Source organism: Clostridium sp. UBA7339, from assembly GCF_002470865.1.
Taxonomy (GTDB): Bacteria; Bacillota; Clostridia; order Clostridiales; family Clostridiaceae; genus Clostridium_J; species Clostridium_J sulfidigenes.
The window spans coordinates 178813-201083 of record NZ_DKPI01000014.1 but is presented as its reverse complement, the minus strand read 5'-3'; the positions used below and the strand labels follow the sequence as shown (position 1 = coordinate 201083).

Sequence of the window (22271 nt, the reverse complement as noted above, 5' to 3'; positions counted from 1 at the left end):
GTATTGTTAAATGTGATGAGATAAGCAATACGATAGCTGTGAAATGCATTAATGATACAGGGCACTTGGAGGAAATAGGAGAGTAGAAGGTTAGGAAGATGCTTTCGCAAAATATATCACTAATCTTATATAAACTGTTGAGCATGTACTTTAATATTATTGTTAACGAACGCCATTTGCATAAGTAAGAATCTAAATCTTTGATTTAGTTATTCGAACTCAGTTCTTCTAATTTATTAGAAGAACCTCCTAGAACATTTATTACTTAGGATTTATGAATGGTAAAATCGTAAAGCAACGCAACTTGTTTGAGTGAATACGAGTTGTTGTGTTGTAGATTTTAACTTGAATAAATCCTTTTAGTAAATCAATGCTTCGAAACGGCTGAACAGCAATAATATAAGTACAAGCTCAACATTTACTTAGATTAGCTTATTTTGCGAAGGCCCCTCATACTTTCATAAAAATATAATCATTTAAGTGTTCAATACTATTAGAACTCCTTCTAATGATTTTTACGTCCATTTTTATTGGAAGATGCTATAGAAGCTATGATAATAAAAATAGATATATTTACAAGGTTAATGTAGAAATCTATACTGCTACCACTTAGGTTATATTCATCAACATATATTCCTCCTTGCCATATACTTAAATTTGATATAAGTACTAAGAATAGAGAATTTACTATAATAATAAAGGAATTAATGGCTTTACCTCTATATTTCATAAGTATCATATATAATAAGTTGAAAATAAGAAATGCTAAACATGCATATGAAAATGCCCCCAAAAGATCCAAAATGTTATCCTCCTAAAATAAATATTTAAGTATATAAAAGAATTATGTAGTTTATACATAGTTCTCACTTACTATAGAAATTCCTTGTTCGATTCTAGATTTGCTCTGAGAAATATAGTTTTTCATCCATTGACTCATGTTAGAAAAACCAGTGCTACGACATATACCTATATAGACGATAAGTTCTCTTAGTTGAAGAAATAGAGGTATTTGTTTTAGCCAATATTCATCTATATGATTTTCTTTAAGGTAACCATCCATAAAGCTTTTCATAAAAATACAACTTTGAGCTTGTCTTTCATCCATGCTATCATCTAAGAATACATAAGTAATATAAAACAATTGAATAGCTATATCTTCAATAAACCAACTATATTGACACTCATCAAAATCAAATATATTAATATCTTTATTATCTAGGAAAAAATTTCCAACATTAATATCTCCGTGAATAATTCCAAAGGAATCAGAATCCTTACAGAGCTTATTTATTCTATTCACTATATCATCATAACTTTCAAAAATCTTGAACTGATAAGCAGAAATATATTTCTTTATGTTTTGCAGATAGTAATTATGTGACCAATCAGGTCTCTTAATTTCTTTTGATGAAGGTATGTACTTCTTAGATAAAAAATGCATTTTCCCTGTTAATCTACCACATTTCTCAAATAAATCTTTATTACTAATGCATTCAGGATATCCAATCTTTCTTCCAGTAGCTTTTTCAAAAGAAGTAGCTGTAAAGTACGATCCTCCTATATGGATTTTTTCTGATAAATTACCAGAGATAGAGTAGATGGGCTTTGAAGCTGACACTCCACTATTAATTAAATATAAAACCCAGTCAAGTTCACCTTTTATAAGGTTATCGCTTCTATGTGAGCTATGAGTAAATCTTAAAATATAAGATTTCTCCTGCTTTTTATATTCATAAACATAGTTTTGAAAACCTCCAATTAAATTTAGTGTAGACATATCTATATTAAACTTTCTTGCCGCTTCTCCTAAAATTTGATTATTAAATAATTTCTCAATTTCTCTATCCAATTCTTCCACTTCCTTATTAAAATAAATATAATTCTGAGTTTAAATTTTAGACCAATTTATATAGCATGATTTGAGGTCATAATACGTCAATGTATACATATCTGGTAATCAAAAAATATATAGTTGTACAATAGTATAAGAATATTTTACTATAATTAACTTAAATGGTGTATATTTTAAGAGGAAAATTTAATATAATTTCATGTGGTATTATAACTCCATTATGCTAATAAAAAATGATATTCATGGAGATAATTAGCTTTTAATTTGAACATATGTTATAATATGGTAAAACAAGGTTGTGCTTATTAAATATTGTGTAGCATTGGGGGAGTTAAAATGAAAATAAAATCACATACGAAACTTAATTTATATTCCTTTATATCTATTGGGATTAGTGCAGTTATATATTTTATATTTATGATCATGGATATATTTTATCTACCTAAAGATAATGAGTTACTTTTACTAATCACCATATCATTAATTTTAGTAATTAGTATTATTGGAATGATATATAGCATTTTAAGTTCAAAATCACTAAGAGAAAGAGAGATTAGTAATATATGTGTTCCTAAAGTGGATTTATTTTTAACAATCGCTGCCCTAATTATAAATGTTGGTATTGTAGTTTTAACCCTACCAGCGCTTATTATTACTATAAAATTTATGTATTTTTAAGTGAAATATATTTGTATGTAGGTTATAAAATTTTTGAGTTTGATATCTTGTACTAATTATTTATAAAGGAGGATAAGTAAATGAGCATACAACTTAGAAAGAGGTTAATTAACCAAATAGAAAGACCATTTCAATTTAAAATCAGTGACCTAGTTTTAGAAGGAGCAGAGTTAGAAAGTAAATTAAATACTTATCTATCAATGTTTATAGAGGGAACCTTAGACACTGACCTTTCTGGTAAAAAACCAGATAAGTTTATTGAAAATCTTAGGAATAATATTTTGGGAGATTTTTCGAAACGATATATTATAACTGCACAATGTAAGGATGATGTAATAGGTATTTTAATAGCTTTACCTGGAAGTGTGAATGAGATGCATATTTATTCACTGCATGTTGCACCAGATCATAGAAATAAAGGAGTTGCTTCTACACTATTAGCTACCTGTGTAAATGATATGCATAAAAAGAATATAGAAGATATTATTATAGATGTACATATAGACAATAAACTTGCTTATGATCTATATAAAAAATTTGGATTTATTGAAGTTGAGAATATAATTTAATAAAGGAATAATGTTAAGTATATTAAAGCCATAGATATTAATAATTAAATTAAATAAAAAATAATAATGAATATTTAGAAAATATGCTATAATAGAAATATTAAAAACAGAATAATTATAATTTAGTTTTAATAGTGGTAACAATTATCTAAAGAACGGAGGAAGGCTTTTGATATACATTACAGAACCTGGATTTGAACCGAAGCATATAAATCCATTTACAGATGAAAGATATACTGATGATTGGATTGTATTTTGCTTAACTAATTCTAAGAATTATGAAATAACCAATGGAAGAGGCAATTCATCTGTATATACTTTAAAGGTAAGTAAAAAGTGTAAGCAGTGGGAATTTAATCTTATGGATTTTATAGAATATGAAAATAGCTATTGTAAGAATATGATTTTGTCGGTAGATGAGGAAGACTTAATTAAAGCAAAGGAAGAATATGAGAATCATCATTATAATGAAGCTTTTTTAAGGGGAAATGAACCTAGGGTTCTTATTCATAGTACCACAATGGAGAATTGGGAAAAAATTAAAAGCGATGGATGTTTAAAGTCGTGGAATATACTAAAAAAAGAAGGTAGCAACTACAAGGACAAGCCTATAGGTGAGCTTCTTGGTGATCCAAAGGACTATAGTGATTATATTATGTTTTCTAATGGGAATGTTTCAAGTGAAGTCGTTGTATTATCCAAGGAAAATAATAAAATTATTATGGATGAGAAAATGAAATATAAAACAGGTGCAAGGTTATATTTTGATATTGAAAAAATAGCTAAAGATGGATTATTAGTTCGTGATGGTTGTCATCTAAAGGTAAAGGGCATGTTACCCCTAGATAAATATCTAATCTGGACTGCTACATGGGAAAATCTTAATCTAGAAAATAAATATTCTACACCTGAGAACTTTACAAAAATAGCAAATGAAACCTTCAATTCTCTCTTTGGAGATGCACTTATTAAATAAAAGTTTATATATTAAAAAAGGAGAGAAGTAAATTTGTGTTTACACAAACTTACTTACTCTCCTTCATATTTTAAAGGATTAAAAAATTCTTTGTTTTTAACATTTCTTCATAAATTCTTCAATTTCTTCGACAGTTTTTATAATCTCATCAGACAAGACTTTACATCCATTTTTAGTTATAACTACATCATCCTCAATTCTTATTCCTATGCCTTCTTGGGATAAATATAGGCCAGGTTCTACTGTAATTACCATGCCTTCTTCAAAAGGCGCATCATAATCTTCTACATCATGGGTATCTAGTCCTAAATGATGACTTACTTGATGATAGTAATAATTAGACAATTCATTTTCATCCTTTATTATACCAAGGTCAATTAATCCCTCTGTTAAAGCTTTTTTTGTAACCTCATTTATTGACTGAAAAGTATGACCTGGTTTAAGAGCTTTTATAGTTTCAAGTTCAGCATTTAATACTATATTGTATATTTGTTTTTGTCTTTCGGTAAACTTACCGTTAACAGGAAAGGTTCTAGTTATATCTCCATGATAATAATTCCATGCTGCACCTACATCACATAAAACCAAAGAGTTATCATTAATTTCGCAATTATTATCTTCATAATGGAGAATTGTTCCATTTTTTCCACTGGCAATTATACTTGGAAAGGCAAAATCTTTCACACCATTGTTTTTTAATGAAAAATCGAAATAGGACTCAAGTTGATATTCCATAATATTAGGTTTAGCATTTTTCATCATCGCTTCTATTCCTAATTTAGTTTTCTCTATAGCAGATTTAATTTCTTTAATTTCCTCTTTTTCTTTGCACATTCTTAGAATGGATAACTTAGGATATACGTTGTGTATAAATACCTGAGAGTATCTTTCCTTTAAATCTTTGGCAAAGCAACCATTAGTAGTTAAATCATCTTCATAGGCATCTTTTTCTAAATCTAAATATATATGGACTAAATTTTTAGTTGATATTAAACTATTTAAATCTGTTTTAAAGTCATCTATAAATCTAATATCATTTATTCCAGATATTTTTTTAGCATCCTCAACATTAATACTCTTACCTACCCACTTAGCTCTTTTTTCATCAAATTTTCTGATATAAAGTCTTTCTTCTATATTCCCATTTCTATCTTTAATAACTACAAGATTTATATGCTCTTCATCAACTCCACACAGGTAATAGAAATTTCTATTTGGTGTGAACTTATAATTATAGTCATTTGATTTCTTCGGTGCTTTTCCAGCAAACATTATTAATATGGATCCATTAGCTAATTCCATTGATAACTTTAGCCTATTCTTCTTGAAAAAATCTTTATTCATTTCAAACAACCCCTTCATTAAGTAATAGATAATAGTTAAGTTCAAGGCACATTAAATTTTTTATAAAAGATGTTTATATAATAATATTAACCTAATTTCAGTTTATAGTAAATGATTACATAAGTGAAAATATAGAAACTTATTCATGGATAAAAATAATTTTTTTTCTTAAAGATATCTTTAATATACATATGTATGGTAAAATATTACCCATAAGTAAAAAATGAAATAATTAGTTTTTATATTCCTTATAATTGTTATATTGGAGGTGAATAAATGGCAAAGATTAGAGAAATTACTTGTGATGTAGCGTGTAATAAATTAAAAAGAAAAATACCCTTTGCCTGGGATTTAAACATATATCGAGGTTGTGAACATGGTTGTAAATATTGTTATGCTATGTATTCACATCAATATTTAGATTCAGATAAATATTTTGAAGACATATATGTAAAAACTAATGTGGTTGAACAATTGGAAAAACAACTGAGTAGTCCTTCGTGGAAAAGGGAAGTTGTTAATATTGGAGGGGTAACAGATAGCTATCAACCAGTAGAAGAACAGTATAAACTAATGCCGGATATATTAAGACTTATGATAAAGTATAAAACACCATGCATTATTTCAACTAAATCAGATTTAATTTTAAGAGATTATGATTTAATAGATGATCTTTCTAGGGTTACCTATGTAAATATAGCAGCTACAATTACATCTATGGATGAAAATATACGAAAATTAATTGAACCAAATGGAGTAGAATCTTTAAAACGATTTGCAATGTTAAAGGAATTTAGTAAAACCAATGCATCTACTGGACTTCATTTTATGCCTATTATTCCATATATAACAGATACTTTTGAAAATATAAATTCTCTATATTTACATGCTAAAGAATGTGATGTGGATTACGTTCTACCAGGAACTCTTTATTTAAGAGGTAGTACAAGAAAAGTATTTTTAGATTTCATAAAGAAAGAATTTCCAAAGATATATGATGACCTACTATTATTATATAAAACTGGTGGAGCAAATAAGGAATATAAAAATAATTTATATAAAACAGTAAATGCTTTGAGAGAAAAATATGGTTTATCAAGTAGTTATTCCAAACCAATGAAAGAAAAGTTAAATCAAGAATGCCATACTCAATTATCAATTTTTGATTGAAATTGGAAAATATAATACAAATGGCAAATTGGAAAATATTTAAAGTGTAGAAAGGTATTATAATTATGATGAAGATAAAAAATCACAATGAACTTATAATTAGAAAAGCAACAGTTGAAGATTCTAATGAAATTGTAATGTTAGTGAAACAAGTAATGGGCGAGGTAAGTTTCTTTCCTAAAGACCCAGACGAATTTGACTTAACAGCTGAAGACGAGGCAGAATATATTAAAAATACATCTTTATTTTTAGTAGCAGAGATAAATGAGAAAATAGTAGGTTCTACCACATTACAAAGGGGTAGAACTAAAAGGACAAGTCATGTTGCAGATTTTGGTATAACAATTTTAAGGGAATACAGTGGGTTAAAAATAGGAACTTTGTTAATGGAAGAGGTTATAAAGTGGTGCAAAGAAAATCAAGTTGAGAAAATTGAATTAGAGGTTTTTGAAGAAAATACACCTGCTATAGCACTTTATAAAAAGTTCGGATTTATTGAAGAGGGAAGAAAAAATAAAAACATAAAAATCAAAGGTGAATACAAAAACACATTGTTACTAGCTAGATTTTTAAAAGAAAATTAAGAGATAAAGTTAAATCGGATATAATAGTAAATAGGAGTAGGTATATTACTAGCAACATATCTATTCCTATTTTTAATGTATAATGATTATTCTTTGAGTTATTTTCTAAATTTTAATGCTACAGAATTTATTAAAGTTTTTGATATTGGTCCAAAGTCACGAGAATCTACGCTATCTAATCTATTATCCCCCATGACAAAGTATCCATCAGGTGGAATCGTAAGGTTTAAATCATCTTTGCTGGATTGACTATAATAGGCATAAGGTTCATCTAGAAGCTGCCTATCAATATATACTTTGTTTTCCTTGATTTTTATATTTTCATTAGGGAGTGCTATAACACGCTTAAGTAAGTTATAACTACCTTCATTATCAGCTTTAATAGAAACTAAATCTCCACGCTTAATTTTTTTCAAATCAGATTTAATAAGAAGTAGTTTGGAATCATCTGATAAAGTTTTTTCCATAGATTTCCCAGAAACAGTTGAATAGTATATACCTATTTTAAAAACTAAAAGTCCGCCTTGTAGGATAAAAGCAATAGATAATAAAATAACTATTAATAGGAATTCTGGTTTAGATATAGACTTTCGTTGTAACCACTCCTTCATATGAAAAACCTCCAACATTGAATTATAAACATAATTACTACTCCTAATAAATAGGCCGTAGGAATAGCAACTAATAAACATTTACCTAAGTCTAGGAAAGAATATCTTTTCAAAACAAGCACATCATTCTATATAATATTTTTATTAAATAGTAGATATATATTAAAACCTGACCAGATGCATTATCAAATTATCTCTATACTGACCTTCATGAAATTCTCTTTTTTTAAGGATTTTTATAGCCTTGAATCCACATCTTTCATAACATTTAATAACACATTTATTCAGCCTAAGATTTAATGAGGGTTAAGTCTATTATACTATTATTTACCATATTGGAATATATATTGATTTAAAATATTTTTTTATATTTAGGGAAATAGATTAAGAAAAATACTTACTGATAAGAATAGATAATTATTATGAATATACATAAATAGAAAAAATTTGTAATAAACTTTAAGGTTTTGTATAATAAAGAAAATAAATAATTGTAAAGATTAACAATGATAAGGATTAAAATTCAAAAAATATTAGAGATAATATAAAAATTGTCTAATATATTTATAAAAGGGAGTAATTATATGATTAAGATACGAAGGTATGGAAGCCAACCATATAATATAGCAGTTATTCACGGAGGGCCTGGTGCTCCAGGGGGAATGGCTCCAGTAGCAAAAGAATTGTCAATGAAATATGGAGTTCTTGAACCTATGCAATCAGCAAATTCTATTGATGGACAAGTTTCTGAACTTAAAGAATTGCTTGAAAATAATGGACAATTTCCAGTAACACTAATTGGTCATTCATGGGGAGCATGGTTAAGTTATATTTTTGCATGGAAATATCCAGAGTTAGTAAGTAAGGTTATACTTATAGGAAGTGGATCCTATGAAGATATTTATCTTTCATCAATGAATAGTAAAAGAGCTAACAGACTTACAGAAGAAGAAAACTTAAGAGTTGGTACATTATTTCAATTATTAAATGAACATAATAATCCAAACAAAAAAGAAGTATTGCGTGAATTTGGAGAATTAATGGCAAAGGCGGATTCTTTTAGTCCAATTTCTATTGAAAATGAATCTCTAGATTTCCAACCAGAAGTTTTTCAAAGTTGTATGGAAGAAATTAATAAATTAAGAAGCAATGGAGAGCTTTTGGATTTTGGAAAGAATATAAAATGTCCTGTAATTGCTATACATGGTGAATATGATTCTCATTCTTTTGAAGGTGTTGAAAAGCCACTGACAAGAACCATAAAGGATTTTAAATTCATATTATTAAAGAAATGTGGACATAACCCTTGGAATGAAGTTTATAGTAAAGATAAATTCTATGAAATAATCTTCAGAGAGTTAGAATCAAGATAGATGAGGATAAAGTTAAGGCAAAAGCACTAACTTAAGGAGAAGATTAAAATGATAAGGAATGTTTATGAGCAGTGCCCTATATTAAAAAATCATTTGACTGCATTAAAACAGACAACAATTAAAGATGCAGAGGAATTGCTAAAGTGTTATTCAGATAAAGAGGCTGTGAAATTGTTTAATTCTGATAACTGTAATGGTGATGATTTCTATTATACAACAGTTGAAAGAATGGAGGAGGCAATTAAATTTTGGACTTTTTCCTATGAGAATAAATACTTTGTGAGATGGACGATAATTTTGAATGATACAAATGAAAGAATTGGAACTATTGAAATGTTTAAAAGAGAAGCAGAAGATGAGTTTAACCATTATGGATTATTGAGAATAGATTTGCATAGTAAATATGAAAAACAAAAATATATAGATGATATTTTAGAAATTGTAAATAAGAATTTTTTTGAACTCTTTAATGTTGAGGGAATTCTTACAAAAGCAATTCCAAATGCAACTGAGCGTATTGAGTCATTAAAGAAAAAATATTATGTACCATTAAATAGAAAAATGATGCTATATGATGATTATTTTATAAGGACAAAAGTATAAGTTTAAAATTTAAATAACTTTAAATAGGAGGAAACTATGAGTAAATTATCTGAATTACCTAATATAGGTAAGAAACTAGAAGAACAACTTAATGAAGTCGGCATAAAAACTGTTGAACAATTAAAAACAGTCGGGAGTAAACAAGCATGGTTAGATATTAAAGCCATAGACGATTCTGCTTGTATCAATAGGTTATGTGCATTAGAGGGAGCAATACAAGAAATCAGATGGCATTCTCTTTCAGAGGAAGTAAAGCGAGATCTAAAAGAATTCTATAATACAGTAAAAAGCTAAGTAAATCTAATATTCCTATAATATCACCAAACAATATATTGGACAATCATCATGAAAATGCTCACATAAAACTTCTGAGTGAATAATCTATCAATATAGTTATTTCATTGATGGAGGTAATGAGTGGGATATTATATTAAAGTTGAACCAAATGTGAAAATTTATGTAGAGGATCTTAATCCAGAAGGAAAAAAAACAATTCTATTTTTACATGGTTGGCCTGGTAACCATAATCTGTTTGAATATCAGTTTGACCAATTTCCAAAGTATGGGTATAGATGTATCGGAATAGACACCAGAGGTTTTGGAGATTCTGATAAACCTTATGATGGATATGATTATGATCGTTTATCTGATGATGTTAGATGTGTAGTAGATGCACTAAGTCTTAGAGATTTCACACTAGCAGGGCATTCAACAGGTGGAGCTATAGCTATTAGATATATGGCTCGTCATAAAGGATATGGAGTATCTAAGCTAGTTCTTATATCTGCAGCAGCACCTAGTCTTATTAAGCGTAAAAACTTTCCATATGGATTGGATAGAGAAGAAGTTGTTAAAATTATTGATGGGACATATAATGATAGGCCTAAAATGCTGAGAGATTTCGGAGATATATTTTTCTTTAAATATATATCTGAACCATTTTCTCAGTGGTTTTTTAATCTCGGACTACAGGCAGCTGGATGGGCCACAGCATCTATTGCAAACACGTGGCTAGGTGAGGAAAAATTATTTTCTGATTTAGAGACTATAAGAGTTCCAACATTAATTCTTCATGGCATTCATGATAAAGTGGTTCTATTTGAGTTAGCTGAAATTCAAAATCAGTGTATTAGAAATTCAAAACTTGTACCATTCAAATATAGTGGTCATGGAGTATTTTACGATCAGAAAGAAAAATTTAATGAAGAATTAATGAGATTTGTTGAAGAATAGAAGCTTATAACATAGGAGTATTTAATAAGAAATTAAAATGTTTATCTATAGAATACCGTACTATTCATTTATGTATATACGGTATTTTCTATATGAAATTATTATGGAGGTATAATCATGGATATAAATACTATAAATAAGTTAAAAGAAAACTTTAGGATGAGAAATATAGAGGTTGAATGTTTTGAAGATTTAACTGAAGTTAAGAATCATATATTAAAAATTATACATGAAGAATGTATCATTGGAATTGGTCATTCAGCTACCCTTCAGAAAATGAATATAGTAGAATCACTGATGGACAGAGGAAATATAGTTTATGATAAAGAACTTGGAAAAACTAAGGATGAAACTAAAATGCTGAAAAAGAAAGCTCTTATAACTGATTGGTATATTACTGGTTCTAATGCTGTGACCACTGATGGGAGAATTATCAATGTGGATCATAGTGGAAATAGGGTAGCAGCAATTACTTTTGGACCAGATAAAGTAATTGTAGTTGTAGGTAAAAATAAAATTGTAGACAATGTTGAAGAGGGAATGAAAAGAGTTAAGAACATAGCATGTCCTTTAAATGCAAAAAGAGCAGGTTATAATCCACCCTGTGTAGAAATAAATAGATGTGTAGATTGTAAATCAAAGGAAAGGGTTTGTAATGTTCTTTCCATAATTGAGGGACAAGCGGATAAAAATAGGATGAAATTATTTATAGTTAATGAGGAATGTGGTTTTTAATATGTATTTAACTCAATAGTTACATGAAAGGTAGAGATAAATATGATAATTAGGACGGGTAATTTGAATGAATTAAAGGCTTTATGGAAAAATGAATCTCTCACTAAAGAATATTTCATTAAAGAAATTGAAAAAGATAATATAGAGTTTTGGACAATTGAAAATGAGAAAGATAGCTCGTTAATAGGAGAGCTTTATATATTTTGGAATTCGGAAGATAAGAATGAAGCTAATGGTAAAGACAGAGCTTATCTTTGTGCTTTCAGAATAGAAAAAGGCTTTAGGGGGTTAGGACTTGGGAAGAAGCTCATGGAAAGGGTTCTTCAAAGAGTTGAAGAAAAAGGATTTAAAGAAGTAACAATTGCAGCTGATAACAATGATTTAGAAAGATTAACAGCTATGTATAAATCTTGGGGATTTATTGAATTGGTAAAGTTTCAAAACTACGATTATCATTATATTGATAACAATAATAACCCGACCTACTACGAGATTCCATTTGGATTATACTTAAAAAGATTATAAAAAAAGAAAAAATGGAATAGTATAAAACTTTTTACAATATTAGAATAAGAAAGTATTTACTATATTTTTTAGAAGGGAATACAACTATGAAAATATTAATTATAGGGGCAAGTGGATATTTAGGAAATACAATATATAAGAAACTTAAGAAATGTAATAATGATGATATTTATGGAACTTGTTATAGATTAGGGAATCATGAACTTTTACAAATCAATGTATTGAATAAAATAGATATAGAGAAGTTGCTTTCATTTAAACCTGATATAATTATTTGGAGTATTATTGATGTGGAAAAAGAGATGTCCTTATCTAAAATAGGTATAAATGAGATAGTTACTAATATCTCTAAAGATGTACGTTTAATTTATATTTCTACTGCCTTTGGAAAAGGAAAGAATCAAACTGAAGATGTAATTACTCATAAACGTATGCCTAATGAATATTTTTCAAAGTATATTAACGGTAAAATTGAAGGCGAAAGTATAGTTAAAAGGCATTCTAATCATGTAATTGTAAGACCAGGGAGTATATATGGTTATGACTATGATGGAAGAATGGATACTAGAATGAAGTCTTTATTGGAAGTTTCAAAAACGGGTAGAAGTTATTCAAGAACCGCAAATTTCTATGCAAGTTTTATTAATGTAGAAGATCTAGCAGAGGCTATAATTGAACTTATATATAGCCATTTTAAAGGAACAATAAATATAGCATGCGAAAAACCAGTAAGTCATTATGATTTTAACATACATTTAGCAAAATTGATGAATATTGATAGCAGTTTTATAGTACCTGATTATAAGCGAGAAGATATTTATCATAATATAAGTGGATATAAAAGAAAAAATATTATTAAAACATTTATAAGGGAGATTCAAGATTAATTAGAGGATATATCAATATACCTTGGTTAAATTAGGGGGCATAGTATGGAGTACATGGGAAATAAGGAATATTGGGATGATAAGTTTAAAAATAGAAGTGACAAGCCGTTGAGTGCTGAAAAATCAATAATTGAAAATATAGCATACTTTAAAAAAGGATCTGTTCTTGATATAGCATGTGGAGATGGTAGAAATACTTTATTTTTTCTTGGAGAAGGATTTCAAGTAACAGGAATTGATTTTAGCAATAAAGCACTTGAAAGGTTGAATAGATTTGCAAAAAGAAATAATTATTTGGTTCATACAAAGCAAATTGATTTAAGTGTAATAAATGCTTTAAAAAATATTGGAACATTTGATAATGTTCTAGTTAACCATTATAGATTAAGCAAGAACCAGCTTGAATATGTGAGAGAATGTATAGCTGATGATGGCATTTTATTTGTATGTGGTTTTGGATGGAAGCATAAAGTAGATACTAAAATTAGAAAAGATGACTTGATTCAGCAAACTGATTTTGAAGATTTAAATAAGTCATTTAAGTTAATTAAATATAGTGAAAGTCAAGATGATAGGGGCTTTATTGTTACGTATATTTTTAAAAAGATAAAATATTAATATATAATGGATGAATAGAGAGAACATATTAGAGAGGATAGGCGTAATAAAATGAAGAATACATGGTTTTGTTATATAAAAATAGATGAAGAAAGTAATTCTGTGTTTACATCAGGAATGACCTTTAAGGACTTTATGAGTGGAATTAAAGAAACACCTAATAACATTCTAGTTTTAAAGGGATTTCCAGATGAGGGCAATTGGAGTCATAAGTTAGGGTTTGAATATATTTTGCAGAATAACATGGAAAGTTTTATAGAAGAAGATGTATATAGTTATGGGGATTTTTGTTGGGTAGATTTTCAATGTGAAGATGATCTTGAGAAAGTTAGTAATGAGGAACTGGCAGAGTTATTGTATTTAGCACATCGAGTTGAACCTTTAAGGAAGTTTACTTTCGATAGTTTACAAAATAGATATGCTTATCTTTGTCATGATGATGATTATATAGTAAAGGTTTATATGAATGATATAAAAGTTTATAAAGAGGTTATTCATCACAAAATTCTTAGTGAGTTAAAGGGAAGAAAAAGAAGTATTGAGCCAGTACCATCAGAGATATTAGATAAACTTTATGATATGTTTAAGGGTGGGGCAGCATTTGATTTTGAGAATGCATATAGTAATGGTGTCAACATATATCCCATTAAAAAAGATGGTTATATTGATGATATACACAAAAGTCTTGATAGAAAGAGAAATATACCTGGATGTGGAATATGCCTTGATTATAATCCTAGAACTAAAAAGTGGATGATATACTAGAAGATCCAGAGGGGAACACTATTGAAATAACAGGAAGATATTTTAAAGAGGTGAAATAAATGTATCTAGAAATGAGGGATAAGGTTAACTTGTATGTAAAGCAATCAGGACAAGGTATTCCGTGTATATTTGTCCATGGTGGACCAGGGGAAGGAAGTCTTGATTTTGAAGTTTTAGGTGGAATTGCATTAGAAGATTTTATGAATATGATATATTTTGACCAAAGAGGAAGTGCAAGATCAGAAGGAGACGAGGAAACTGATTACTCTATTGATAGGCTTGTAGAGGATATAGAGGAAATTAGAAAAAAATTAGGCATATCAAAGTGGATAGTCATGGCTCATTCCTTTGGAGGAATTATTGCAACAAACTATGCTCATAAGTATGGAGAGGCTATAGACAAGCTTATTTTATTAAATGTTACTCTTAGCATGGAAGATTCCTTTAAGAGTCAAATATATCATGGATCAAAATTATTATCTGAAAATGAATTAAAGTCCATAGAGGCTAAATCATATATGGAAAAATGGCAACAGATAGTTACTAGACTTATTGAAAAAGATATCTTTTATAAACTTCAATATAAGGAATATGATAATTTTTTAAAATTAAGGGAAGTAAGTAATACAATAGATAGTTTTAATCCATCTATGGCAAATCAAGGACTTAGCAATAAAGAGTATTTAAAAAATTATTTTGATATTACTAAAAAAATAAACATTCCAGTCCTTGTAGTAGCTGGCAATGAAGATTATGCTGTAGGACCAGATCATCATAAAAATTTTATATTTCCTAACATGAAGATTAAAATTATTTCAGGAAAGCACATGTTATATATGGAAAATAAAGAGGAAGTTAAGTCAGTAATTGAAGCATTTATAAAGAGCTAATTTAAGTAGCAAAGACGCTGAAACCCGCATGAACAGAACAACTATTTAAATAGTTATATAGTTATATAGTTATATAGTTATATAGTTATATAGGTTTATATATGACTATATAACTAGGTTCATATGTTAATATTTATATAGTTTCATATCTATGAGAGGATATGGACAACTTAGTAAAGTTTTAAGTTATAGAAAGGGGATTAATTCCTTGGAGTATTTTGGGTTAATTGCATTTGTACTAGTCCTATCTCAGATGGGATATTCATCAAAAATAAAAAAATTAGAAGGTGAATTAAAGAATTTAAAAAGAAAGATTAAGGGGGAAGAGGCCTTGTCAAAGTTGTTAAAGGATCTAATTGGTGTGAAATGTATTATTGATTGTGATGGAGCTGTAGTATTTACAGGCAAAAGCGAAATGGAATGTGAAGTTCTTGATGTAGATGATGAGTGGGTTAAGATAACCTATAAAGATAAAAAGAATGTTACTAAAACTAATATTATCCGTATTGAAAGCATAGATAATATAGAGATAATAAATTAGATAAACAAGTAAAGGTTAATAATTAAGCACCTTCCTAATAATCTTTAAGAAGGTGCTTTTAAAATTTAATAATATTAGATATTTATTCTTTCTTCTGTATCTTTATCAAAAAAATGAAGTTTGCTAGTATCAATTGCTATATTTATTTGTTCTGATTTTATATCTGTAGAAGATGGAACTTTTGCTATTAACTTGTTACCGTTACAATCTAGATATAAGTATGATTCTGATCCCATTAGTTCAGTAATATCAACTTTAGTTGAAATAATATTGCTTAGACTATCTTTAATGGTGTTATTCTCAACATATATATCTTCAGGTCTAAAGCCTAAGATAATAGATTTATTTGCGTAGTTGTTAAATAAAGACTTAATTTTATCTGTATTAGGTAATTTAATTGTAATGCAATTAAGTTTAGCATAAAAATTGTTAGAGTTGTTTATAAGAGTAACTTCTAGGGTATTCATTTTAGGAGATCCCATGAATTCTGCTACAAATAAGTTACAAGGATTATTATATAGATTCATAGGGGTATCTACCTGTTGAATAAGGCCATCTTTCATTAGTACAATCCTATCTGCCATGGTCATTGCTTCTGTCTGATCATGGGTTACATATAGAAAGGTTGTACCTAAAGTTTTATGTAGCTTGATTATCTCAGTTCTCATCTGAGTTCTAAGCTTTGCATCTAAATTTGATAGAGGTTCATCAAGTAGAAACACTGATGGATTACGAACAATAGCACGTCCTAGTGCAACACGTTGACATTGCCCCCCTGACAGCTGCTTAGGTTTACGATATAATAGTTCTTCAATGTCTAGAGTTTTAGCAACTTCAGTGATCTTTTTATGAATTTCATCCTTTGGTACCTTTTTCATTTCAAGTCCAAAAGCCATATTTTTATATACAGTCATATGGGAATATAGAGCGTAACTTTGAAATACCATGGCAATATCTCTATCCCTAGGAGCTACATTGTTTACTAATTTATCACCAATGAATATTTCACCCTCTGTAATACTTTCAAGACCTGCAATCATTCTTAAAGTTGTAGATTTTCCACATCCTGATGGTCCTACTAAAACAATAAATTCCTTATCTCTTATTTCTAAGTTAAAGTTTTCAACAGCAATATTGGTTTCATCATATTTTTTAACAATATTATTAAACGTTATAGTTGCCATTTTATTACTCCTTTTCATAAGATTTAAATAGGATAACATAGATTATAGCATACTTATTTGAAAGTTTTCATCATATTTTCTTTTAACTATAAAGATTTATATATATTGGTAGAATATTATAATATATAGTATATTAATTATGAATGTATATATTATTTGTTTTAGGGGTGTTTACAGTAAATTTAAATGCAAATAGGATTGTGGGGGAAAAATGATGTTTAAAAGTTTAGGAGAAAGCACAATAACTTTAGTAATTACTATTTTACTAGTAATAGCTTTAGCTACATTATGTGTATTTCTATTTTCAAAGTTGCTTGAGGGGTATAATTTAAAGAAAAAAAAGAAGAGTCATGAAGAACAAGTAGAAGCAGTGGTTACAGTTGATGAAAAAACTTTTGACATTAAAGATGATATAAGGGAAAAAGTTAATAATCAGATAAGTAAAGTAAAAAGAGATGTTATAGAATATGCAAATGATAGAGTTAATAATAGTATGTCTGATGTTTTAGCAACCACTATGAAAGGGAAAAAAAGATTTGTGGAGAAACAGATAGTCAATGAAATGGGAGAAACTGTTAATAATACTTATGAAGATGTAATAAAAGAGGCAAGAAACAAATTTTCACAGAATAATGAGGAGCTCATAGAAATTATAGAAACTAAAATAAAAAATTATGTTAGTGATAATAGTGAAAAAGATTATAGGGGAATTAATAAAGAAATAAATGAGCTTTTAAATGAAAGTATGAATATTTATACTAAAGAAGTAGAACAAATTTTAACTAGACAGAGCACTTCATTAAAGATGCAAATAGGAATGAATATAGACAAGCAGTTCAAGTCTATGAAGGGAGAAATTAAAAATAGTAGTAACATAAATCTAGATGGCTTTGAAAAAAGCTTAAAGAGTCATACTAATAATGTTATGGATGTTTGTATAAGACAAAGTGAGAGACAAATTAATCAAATGGTGGATAACATTACTGATGAATTTGAAGAACTAAAGAAAAAAGGAAATTATGAAAAAATAAGTGAAAATATTAAAAAGAATATAGAAGAATTAGAAGAGAGTTATATGACTTCAGTTCAGAAAAATGTAGATTGTACTATAGAAATAGTGAATAGCTTATCTCGACTAGGGGTAGCTGATTATAAAACTATAAAGGATGATGAAATCATTGATATTTTCAAAGAAGCTTTAATTGCAGCTAAAAGCGAAATAGACATAGTTACTCCTTGGATAAATAATCATGTAATGTATAAGGAAAAAGTATATAGTCTTTTGAAAGAGGCATTAAACAGAGAGGTTAAGGTTAGAATAGTTTATGGCTTAGGTTCCAATAAGGATTTGAATATGGAAGAAATGGAAAGAGGATCAGAAAGAATAGCAGATATCATTAAAGATGATTTTAATAACTATGGTAAACTTTTTGAAATAAAGAAGGGTGATACCTGTGAAAGGGTGTTGATTTGTGATGAAAATCTTGCTCTTATTGGAAATTTCAATTTCTTATCCTTCCATGGAAAATACTCAGAAAATAAGAATTTAAAAAGTCAAGTTGTAGCAGTAATTACAGAAAAAAGAGCCATACAAAGACTTAGAAAAGAAAAAATCGGATTTTAGTTTTGCACAAAGACTGTCTCAAAATTATTTTGGGTCAGTCTTTTATTTATGTGTAATGGATGAGAAGCAACTCAGATATGGGGAACTTACTGGTGTTATTTCTATATAATGATAAGAAGAGAGAGTTTACAGTTTAGATTCTAGATTTTATCAGTAATTTTAAGAGGAGAAGTTAATATGAACATAGATTTTCATGTCCATGGATTGTTGAGTAAAAGAAAAGATTTTAATGAGAGATTTTTTAATGAGGAAATTGAATATGCAAAGCAAAATAAATTAAATGGAATAATTATGTGTGAACATTTTAATGCTATAAATTTTAAAGAAATATATAAATATCTTAAAGAAAACTATGAATACAAAGATCATAGGTATTTAGTTAAAGGAGTTTCTGTTTTTCCTGCTATGGAAGTGAGCATAAAGGATAAGGGACATGTTGTTTTAGTAGGAAGGAGAGAGGCTATATTAGAGATTCATGAAAGGCTAGAACCTTATATGAATAGAGAAAACTTAGTGGAATTTAAAGAGTTATTAGATTTAGCTGATGAGTATGGATGTTTAAAAATAGGAGCACATCCTTTTAGAAGAGGACATAAGTTATGTAATCATCCTGAAGAACTACTAAAGAGATTAGATGCTATAGATTTAAATGCTAAAGATATATTCAAAAAAGGTGAAAAAGAGGTAAGAAGAGAGTTATATGAATTATCTAGTAAAATAGGAGTTAATGTAATTACAGGTAGTGATAGTCACACTCCATTACAATTGGGTGGGATATATACTAAACTAGATAATCCATGTTATACCATAGAAGAGCTTAGATTAGCTATAACTAGTGAAGGTTATTCTATAAAAATAGAACCCTCCTTAAATTTTAGAGTATACACTTCTAAAATATTAAAAAGATATTTGATTGCTAGAACAGAGTATAACAAAGATATGGAGTTTACTATATAAATAGAGTTCTTAGGGAAGATATTAACTAGAAAGGATTAGTAGGTGAAGTTTATAATGAAAGAGTTTTAAAGAGAGAGGATTAATATGAGGTGTTTTTTGTGTAAAATTAAGAAAAAGAGGAAAAAACAAAAGAAAAGAAATAATAAATATATATCAATAGAAGAAAGATTAAAAGCTGATGAGGAAAAAGAGAAAAGAGAGGAACTGGAAGAAGAAATAAGAGAGAGAGAGGAATTAACAAGAGAAATTTTAGAAGAATATATTTTAGATATTATAGAAGATGAAGTAGATAAAAGAGGTGGAATTGAAGGGTTAGATGGAGAAACTATAAGTGATATTTTAAGTTACTACATTGCTAATGATCTTAGATTTCAGATTAAATTACAAAAGGAATTACGAAGAAAAGGAAAAAGATAATTAGAGGGCGATATAGAAATTAATAAGCTTCTAATAGGACCAAATAACTTGGAAATAATTTTCTTTGTCCTCTTGGCTGATATACTCATATTAAATAATATAAGATAATTTAATATGAGTATATATTATAAGTTTATATAGATTTATATTAAATAGTGTATAGATCTGAGATTAGATAAATATGGGATGAATAAAAATACATAGTATGACAAGAAAATGTAGATATTATAGGAAGAAAAGTGGTAGAATAAGGTGATGATGAATTATTGGGAATAAATATGGGGGATAAGTATGGGGTTAGCTGAATTGTATTTACAGAATATGCCATGGGCTGCATGGATTGCAGATATAGATAAAAAGATTATTTTTATTAATAAAGCCTGTGAAAAAAGTTATAATTTAAAGCTAGAAGAAGTAAAAGGTAAGACCTATGAAGAAATCTTTCCGAAGAAAGTAGCAAGTATATATAATAAAAGAGTAAGAGAATGTTTAGATAAATTACAATTGTATTCTTATGATGAAACTACTGTAGAAATAGCAGAAGAGTGTTATGTATTTCCAATCACTGATGATAGCGGTAATACTAATGCTATGGGTGGGATTATTGTAAATATTGAAGAAGAAAAAAGAAGAGAAATAGAGCTTCAAAATCAAAAAAGTATTCTTAGGACTATAATAGACTCAATACCAGAGGCTATTTTTTATAAAGATAAAGATTCAAGATATATTGGTTGCAATAAAAATTTTAATGACTATTATAAGCAATTTGGAGTAGATAATGTAATTGGGAAAAATGACTTAGAAGTTTATCCAGATAAGGAAATTGCAGAAAATTTTATTAAAGTAGATAAAGAAATAATGGAGAGTAAAGAAGCAAAATATATTCAAGGGGTTACCTTAGATGAAAATGGAAATAGAATTATAGAAGAAAGTTTTAAGGCTCCTGTCATAAATAAAAAAGGTGAGGTTTTGGGAATTGTTGGGCTGGCTAGAAATATTACTAGCCAAAAAAAATTAGAGGATAGGCTTAGATATTTGAGTTATAATGATGCTCTAACAGGAATATATAACAGAACTTATTTTGAAGAAAAGATATGTGAATTAAATAATGAGGAACACCTTCCTTTAGGAATAATTATGGGTGATGTAAATGGATTAAAGCTAGTTAATGATTCATTAGGACATCTAGAAGGCGATAGGCTACTAAAAAGTATATCTAGTGTTCTTAATAAAGCTTGTAGTGATAAAGGCTTTGTTTTTAGATGGGGTGGAGATGAATTTATGATACTTCTGCCAAACTGTGATGAAAGCGGCTGTGAGAGAAGTGTTGAAAAAATAAAAAGTGAATGTAGGAAGTATAAACATAATTACATTGAACTTAGTATTGCTCTTGGTGAAGTGGTTAAGCATTCTGTAGAAGAAGACATTGATAAGTGTATTAAAGAAGTAGAAGAGAGGGTATATAGGCAAAAACTCTTAGAACATAATAGTGTTAGAAGCTCCATGATGAACTCATTAAAAAAGAGTTTGGAAGCTAAGAATATGGAAACAGAAGAGCATACTGAAAGGGTAGAATCCTATGCGTTGGAAATAGGAAAGAGATATGGATTTAAGAGCTCACAAATGGATGAATTAATGATAATAGCTAGACTTCATGATATTGGAAAAATTGCCATTGAGGAAGATATACTTTTAAAACCAGGTCCACTTACAACAAATGAATTTGAAGTGATGAAAACTCATGCAGAAAAGGGATTTAGAATAATCAATGCTTCTAGTGAAATAATGAATGTGGCAAAATGTGTTTTAACTCATCATGAAAAATGGGATGGTAGTGGATATCCTTTAGGCATTGCAGGAGAAGAAATACCGCTTATGGCAAGAATTATTGCTATTGCTGATGCCTATGATGTTATGACTCATGATAGGGTATATAGAAAGGCTATGAATAAAGAAGAGGCTATTAAAGAATTAAAGAGATGTGCAGGTACCCAATTTGATCCAGAACTAGTAGAGCTATTTTTAAAATGTTTAGATAACAATGAAGAAAAAAACAATTAAGAAATAAAGGGTTGAGAAGTAGCAAAACACCTTAATAAAGGGTGATGTTGAATAAATACTTCTTGACCTTT

25 protein-coding genes are annotated in these 22271 nt (G+C 28.3%); 20 read left to right on the top strand and 5 right to left on the bottom strand.

What is annotated here, in order from left to right; genetic code table 11:
• Window positions 1–505 precede the first annotated feature (505 nt).
• Together B2S02_RS15115 and B2S02_RS15110 are read right to left on the bottom strand one after the other, a co-directional pair.
• A complete protein-coding gene (locus tag B2S02_RS15115) occupies window positions 506–802 on the bottom strand; it encodes a hypothetical protein (protein WP_346849004.1) in 297 nt (98 codons plus the stop codon).
• A 51-nt stretch (window positions 803–853) separates the two neighbouring features.
• Window positions 854–1852: a phosphotransferase enzyme family protein gene (locus tag B2S02_RS15110; RefSeq protein ID WP_346920986.1), complete on the bottom strand. Its 999-nt coding sequence runs from the start codon at window positions 1850–1852 to the stop codon at window positions 854–856.
• A 339-nt stretch (window positions 1853–2191) separates the two neighbouring features.
• On the opposite strand from B2S02_RS15110, the gene B2S02_RS15105 reads away from it, so the two are divergent.
• The 3 genes from B2S02_RS15105 to B2S02_RS15095 all read left to right on the top strand — a co-directional run bounded on the left by B2S02_RS15105 (window position 2192) and on the right by B2S02_RS15095 (window position 4078).
• Window positions 2192–2533, top strand: coding sequence for a hypothetical protein (locus B2S02_RS15105; RefSeq protein WP_346877899.1), 342 nt, complete (start codon window positions 2192–2194; stop codon window positions 2531–2533).
• Between the two features lie 80 nt (window positions 2534–2613).
• Window positions 2614–3102: a GNAT family N-acetyltransferase gene (locus B2S02_RS15100; RefSeq protein ID WP_346920985.1), complete on the top strand. Its 489-nt coding sequence runs from the start codon at window positions 2614–2616 to the stop codon at window positions 3100–3102.
• Window positions 3103–3271: 169 nt separating this feature from the next.
• Window positions 3272–4078, top strand: a complete 807-nt coding sequence (locus tag B2S02_RS15095) for a hypothetical protein (protein ID WP_346877897.1) — start codon at window positions 3272–3274, stop codon at window positions 4076–4078.
• Between the two features lie 96 nt (window positions 4079–4174).
• Here B2S02_RS15095 and B2S02_RS15090 read toward each other — a convergent pair whose 3' ends face one another.
• A complete protein-coding gene (locus B2S02_RS15090; RefSeq protein WP_346848999.1) occupies window positions 4175–5422 on the bottom strand; it encodes an aminopeptidase P family protein in 1248 nt (415 codons plus the stop codon).
• A 276-nt stretch (window positions 5423–5698) separates the two neighbouring features.
• On the opposite strand from B2S02_RS15090, the gene B2S02_RS15085 reads away from it, so the two are divergent.
• Both B2S02_RS15085 and B2S02_RS15080 read left to right on the top strand, forming a co-directional pair.
• Window positions 5699–6592, top strand: coding sequence for an SPL family radical SAM protein (locus tag B2S02_RS15085; protein WP_346878343.1), 894 nt, complete (start codon window positions 5699–5701; stop codon window positions 6590–6592).
• Window positions 6593–6657: 65 nt separating this feature from the next.
• The gene (locus tag B2S02_RS15080; RefSeq protein WP_346877895.1) at window positions 6658–7176 is read left to right on the top strand and encodes a GNAT family N-acetyltransferase; all 519 of its coding nucleotides are present in this window, start codon (window positions 6658–6660) and stop codon (window positions 7174–7176) included.
• Window positions 7177–7274: 98 nt separating this feature from the next.
• On the opposite strand, the gene lepB is transcribed toward B2S02_RS15080, so the two are convergent.
• Window positions 7275–7787 (bottom strand): signal peptidase I, encoded by a 513-nt coding sequence (lepB, locus tag B2S02_RS15075; protein WP_346878344.1) that lies wholly within the window; start codon window positions 7785–7787, stop codon window positions 7275–7277.
• A 584-nt stretch (window positions 7788–8371) separates the two neighbouring features.
• On the opposite strand from lepB, the gene B2S02_RS15070 reads away from it, so the two are divergent.
• The 11 genes from B2S02_RS15070 to B2S02_RS15020 all read left to right on the top strand — a co-directional run bounded on the left by B2S02_RS15070 (window position 8372) and on the right by B2S02_RS15020 (window position 15957).
• Window positions 8372–9160, top strand: a complete 789-nt coding sequence (locus B2S02_RS15070) for an alpha/beta hydrolase (protein ID WP_346920984.1) — start codon at window positions 8372–8374, stop codon at window positions 9158–9160.
• Window positions 9161–9208: 48 nt separating this feature from the next.
• Complete coding sequence (locus tag B2S02_RS15065; RefSeq protein WP_346849310.1) at window positions 9209–9763, top strand: GNAT family N-acetyltransferase; 555 nt, start codon at window positions 9209–9211, stop codon at window positions 9761–9763.
• 36 nt (window positions 9764–9799) lie between these two features.
• Window positions 9800–10057, top strand: a complete 258-nt coding sequence (locus tag B2S02_RS15060) for a TfoX/Sxy family protein (RefSeq protein ID WP_346849309.1) — start codon at window positions 9800–9802, stop codon at window positions 10055–10057.
• A gap of 123 nt (window positions 10058–10180) precedes the next feature.
• Window positions 10181–10996: an alpha/beta hydrolase gene (locus B2S02_RS15055; protein ID WP_346849308.1), complete on the top strand. Its 816-nt coding sequence runs from the start codon at window positions 10181–10183 to the stop codon at window positions 10994–10996.
• A 117-nt stretch (window positions 10997–11113) separates the two neighbouring features.
• Window positions 11114–11731 carry a lactate utilization protein gene (locus tag B2S02_RS15050; RefSeq protein WP_346877891.1) on the top strand — a complete coding sequence of 206 codons (618 nt, stop codon included), beginning with the start codon at window positions 11114–11116 and terminating at the stop codon, window positions 11729–11731.
• A 63-nt stretch (window positions 11732–11794) separates the two neighbouring features.
• The gene (locus tag B2S02_RS15045; RefSeq protein ID WP_346920983.1) at window positions 11795–12256 is read left to right on the top strand and encodes a GNAT family N-acetyltransferase; all 462 of its coding nucleotides are present in this window, start codon (window positions 11795–11797) and stop codon (window positions 12254–12256) included.
• A gap of 86 nt (window positions 12257–12342) precedes the next feature.
• The gene (locus tag B2S02_RS15040) at window positions 12343–13143 is read left to right on the top strand and encodes an NAD-dependent epimerase/dehydratase family protein (RefSeq protein ID WP_346920982.1); all 801 of its coding nucleotides are present in this window, start codon (window positions 12343–12345) and stop codon (window positions 13141–13143) included.
• Between the two features lie 45 nt (window positions 13144–13188).
• Window positions 13189–13761, top strand: coding sequence for a class I SAM-dependent methyltransferase (locus tag B2S02_RS15035; protein ID WP_346849304.1), 573 nt, complete (start codon window positions 13189–13191; stop codon window positions 13759–13761).
• A gap of 51 nt (window positions 13762–13812) precedes the next feature.
• Complete coding sequence (locus tag B2S02_RS15030) at window positions 13813–14526, top strand: hypothetical protein (RefSeq protein WP_346849303.1); 714 nt, start codon at window positions 13813–13815, stop codon at window positions 14524–14526.
• A gap of 59 nt (window positions 14527–14585) precedes the next feature.
• Window positions 14586–15416 (top strand): alpha/beta hydrolase, encoded by an 831-nt coding sequence (locus B2S02_RS15025; protein ID WP_346878348.1) that lies wholly within the window; start codon window positions 14586–14588, stop codon window positions 15414–15416.
• Window positions 15417–15624: 208 nt separating this feature from the next.
• Window positions 15625–15957 (top strand): hypothetical protein, encoded by a 333-nt coding sequence (locus B2S02_RS15020; RefSeq protein WP_346877887.1) that lies wholly within the window; start codon window positions 15625–15627, stop codon window positions 15955–15957.
• 74 nt (window positions 15958–16031) lie between these two features.
• On the opposite strand, the gene B2S02_RS15015 is transcribed toward B2S02_RS15020, so the two are convergent.
• The gene (locus B2S02_RS15015; protein WP_346920981.1) at window positions 16032–17141 is read right to left on the bottom strand and encodes an ABC transporter ATP-binding protein; all 1110 of its coding nucleotides are present in this window, start codon (window positions 17139–17141) and stop codon (window positions 16032–16034) included.
• Between the two features lie 214 nt (window positions 17142–17355).
• Here B2S02_RS15015 and B2S02_RS15010 point away from each other — a divergent pair, with 214 nt between their 5' ends.
• The 4 genes from B2S02_RS15010 (at window position 17356) to B2S02_RS14995 (ending at window position 22200) form a co-directional block, all read left to right on the top strand.
• The gene (locus tag B2S02_RS15010; protein WP_346849299.1) at window positions 17356–18765 is read left to right on the top strand and encodes a hypothetical protein; all 1410 of its coding nucleotides are present in this window, start codon (window positions 17356–17358) and stop codon (window positions 18763–18765) included.
• 177 nt (window positions 18766–18942) lie between these two features.
• A complete protein-coding gene (locus B2S02_RS15005) occupies window positions 18943–19722 on the top strand; it encodes a PHP-associated domain-containing protein (protein WP_346848876.1) in 780 nt (259 codons plus the stop codon).
• A gap of 84 nt (window positions 19723–19806) precedes the next feature.
• Window positions 19807–20139, top strand: a complete 333-nt coding sequence (locus B2S02_RS15000; protein ID WP_346920980.1) for a hypothetical protein — start codon at window positions 19807–19809, stop codon at window positions 20137–20139.
• Window positions 20140–20430: 291 nt separating this feature from the next.
• Complete coding sequence (locus B2S02_RS14995; RefSeq protein ID WP_346848878.1) at window positions 20431–22200, top strand: sensor domain-containing diguanylate cyclase/phosphohydrolase; 1770 nt, start codon at window positions 20431–20433, stop codon at window positions 22198–22200.
• Window positions 22201–22271: the final 71 nt, after the last annotated feature.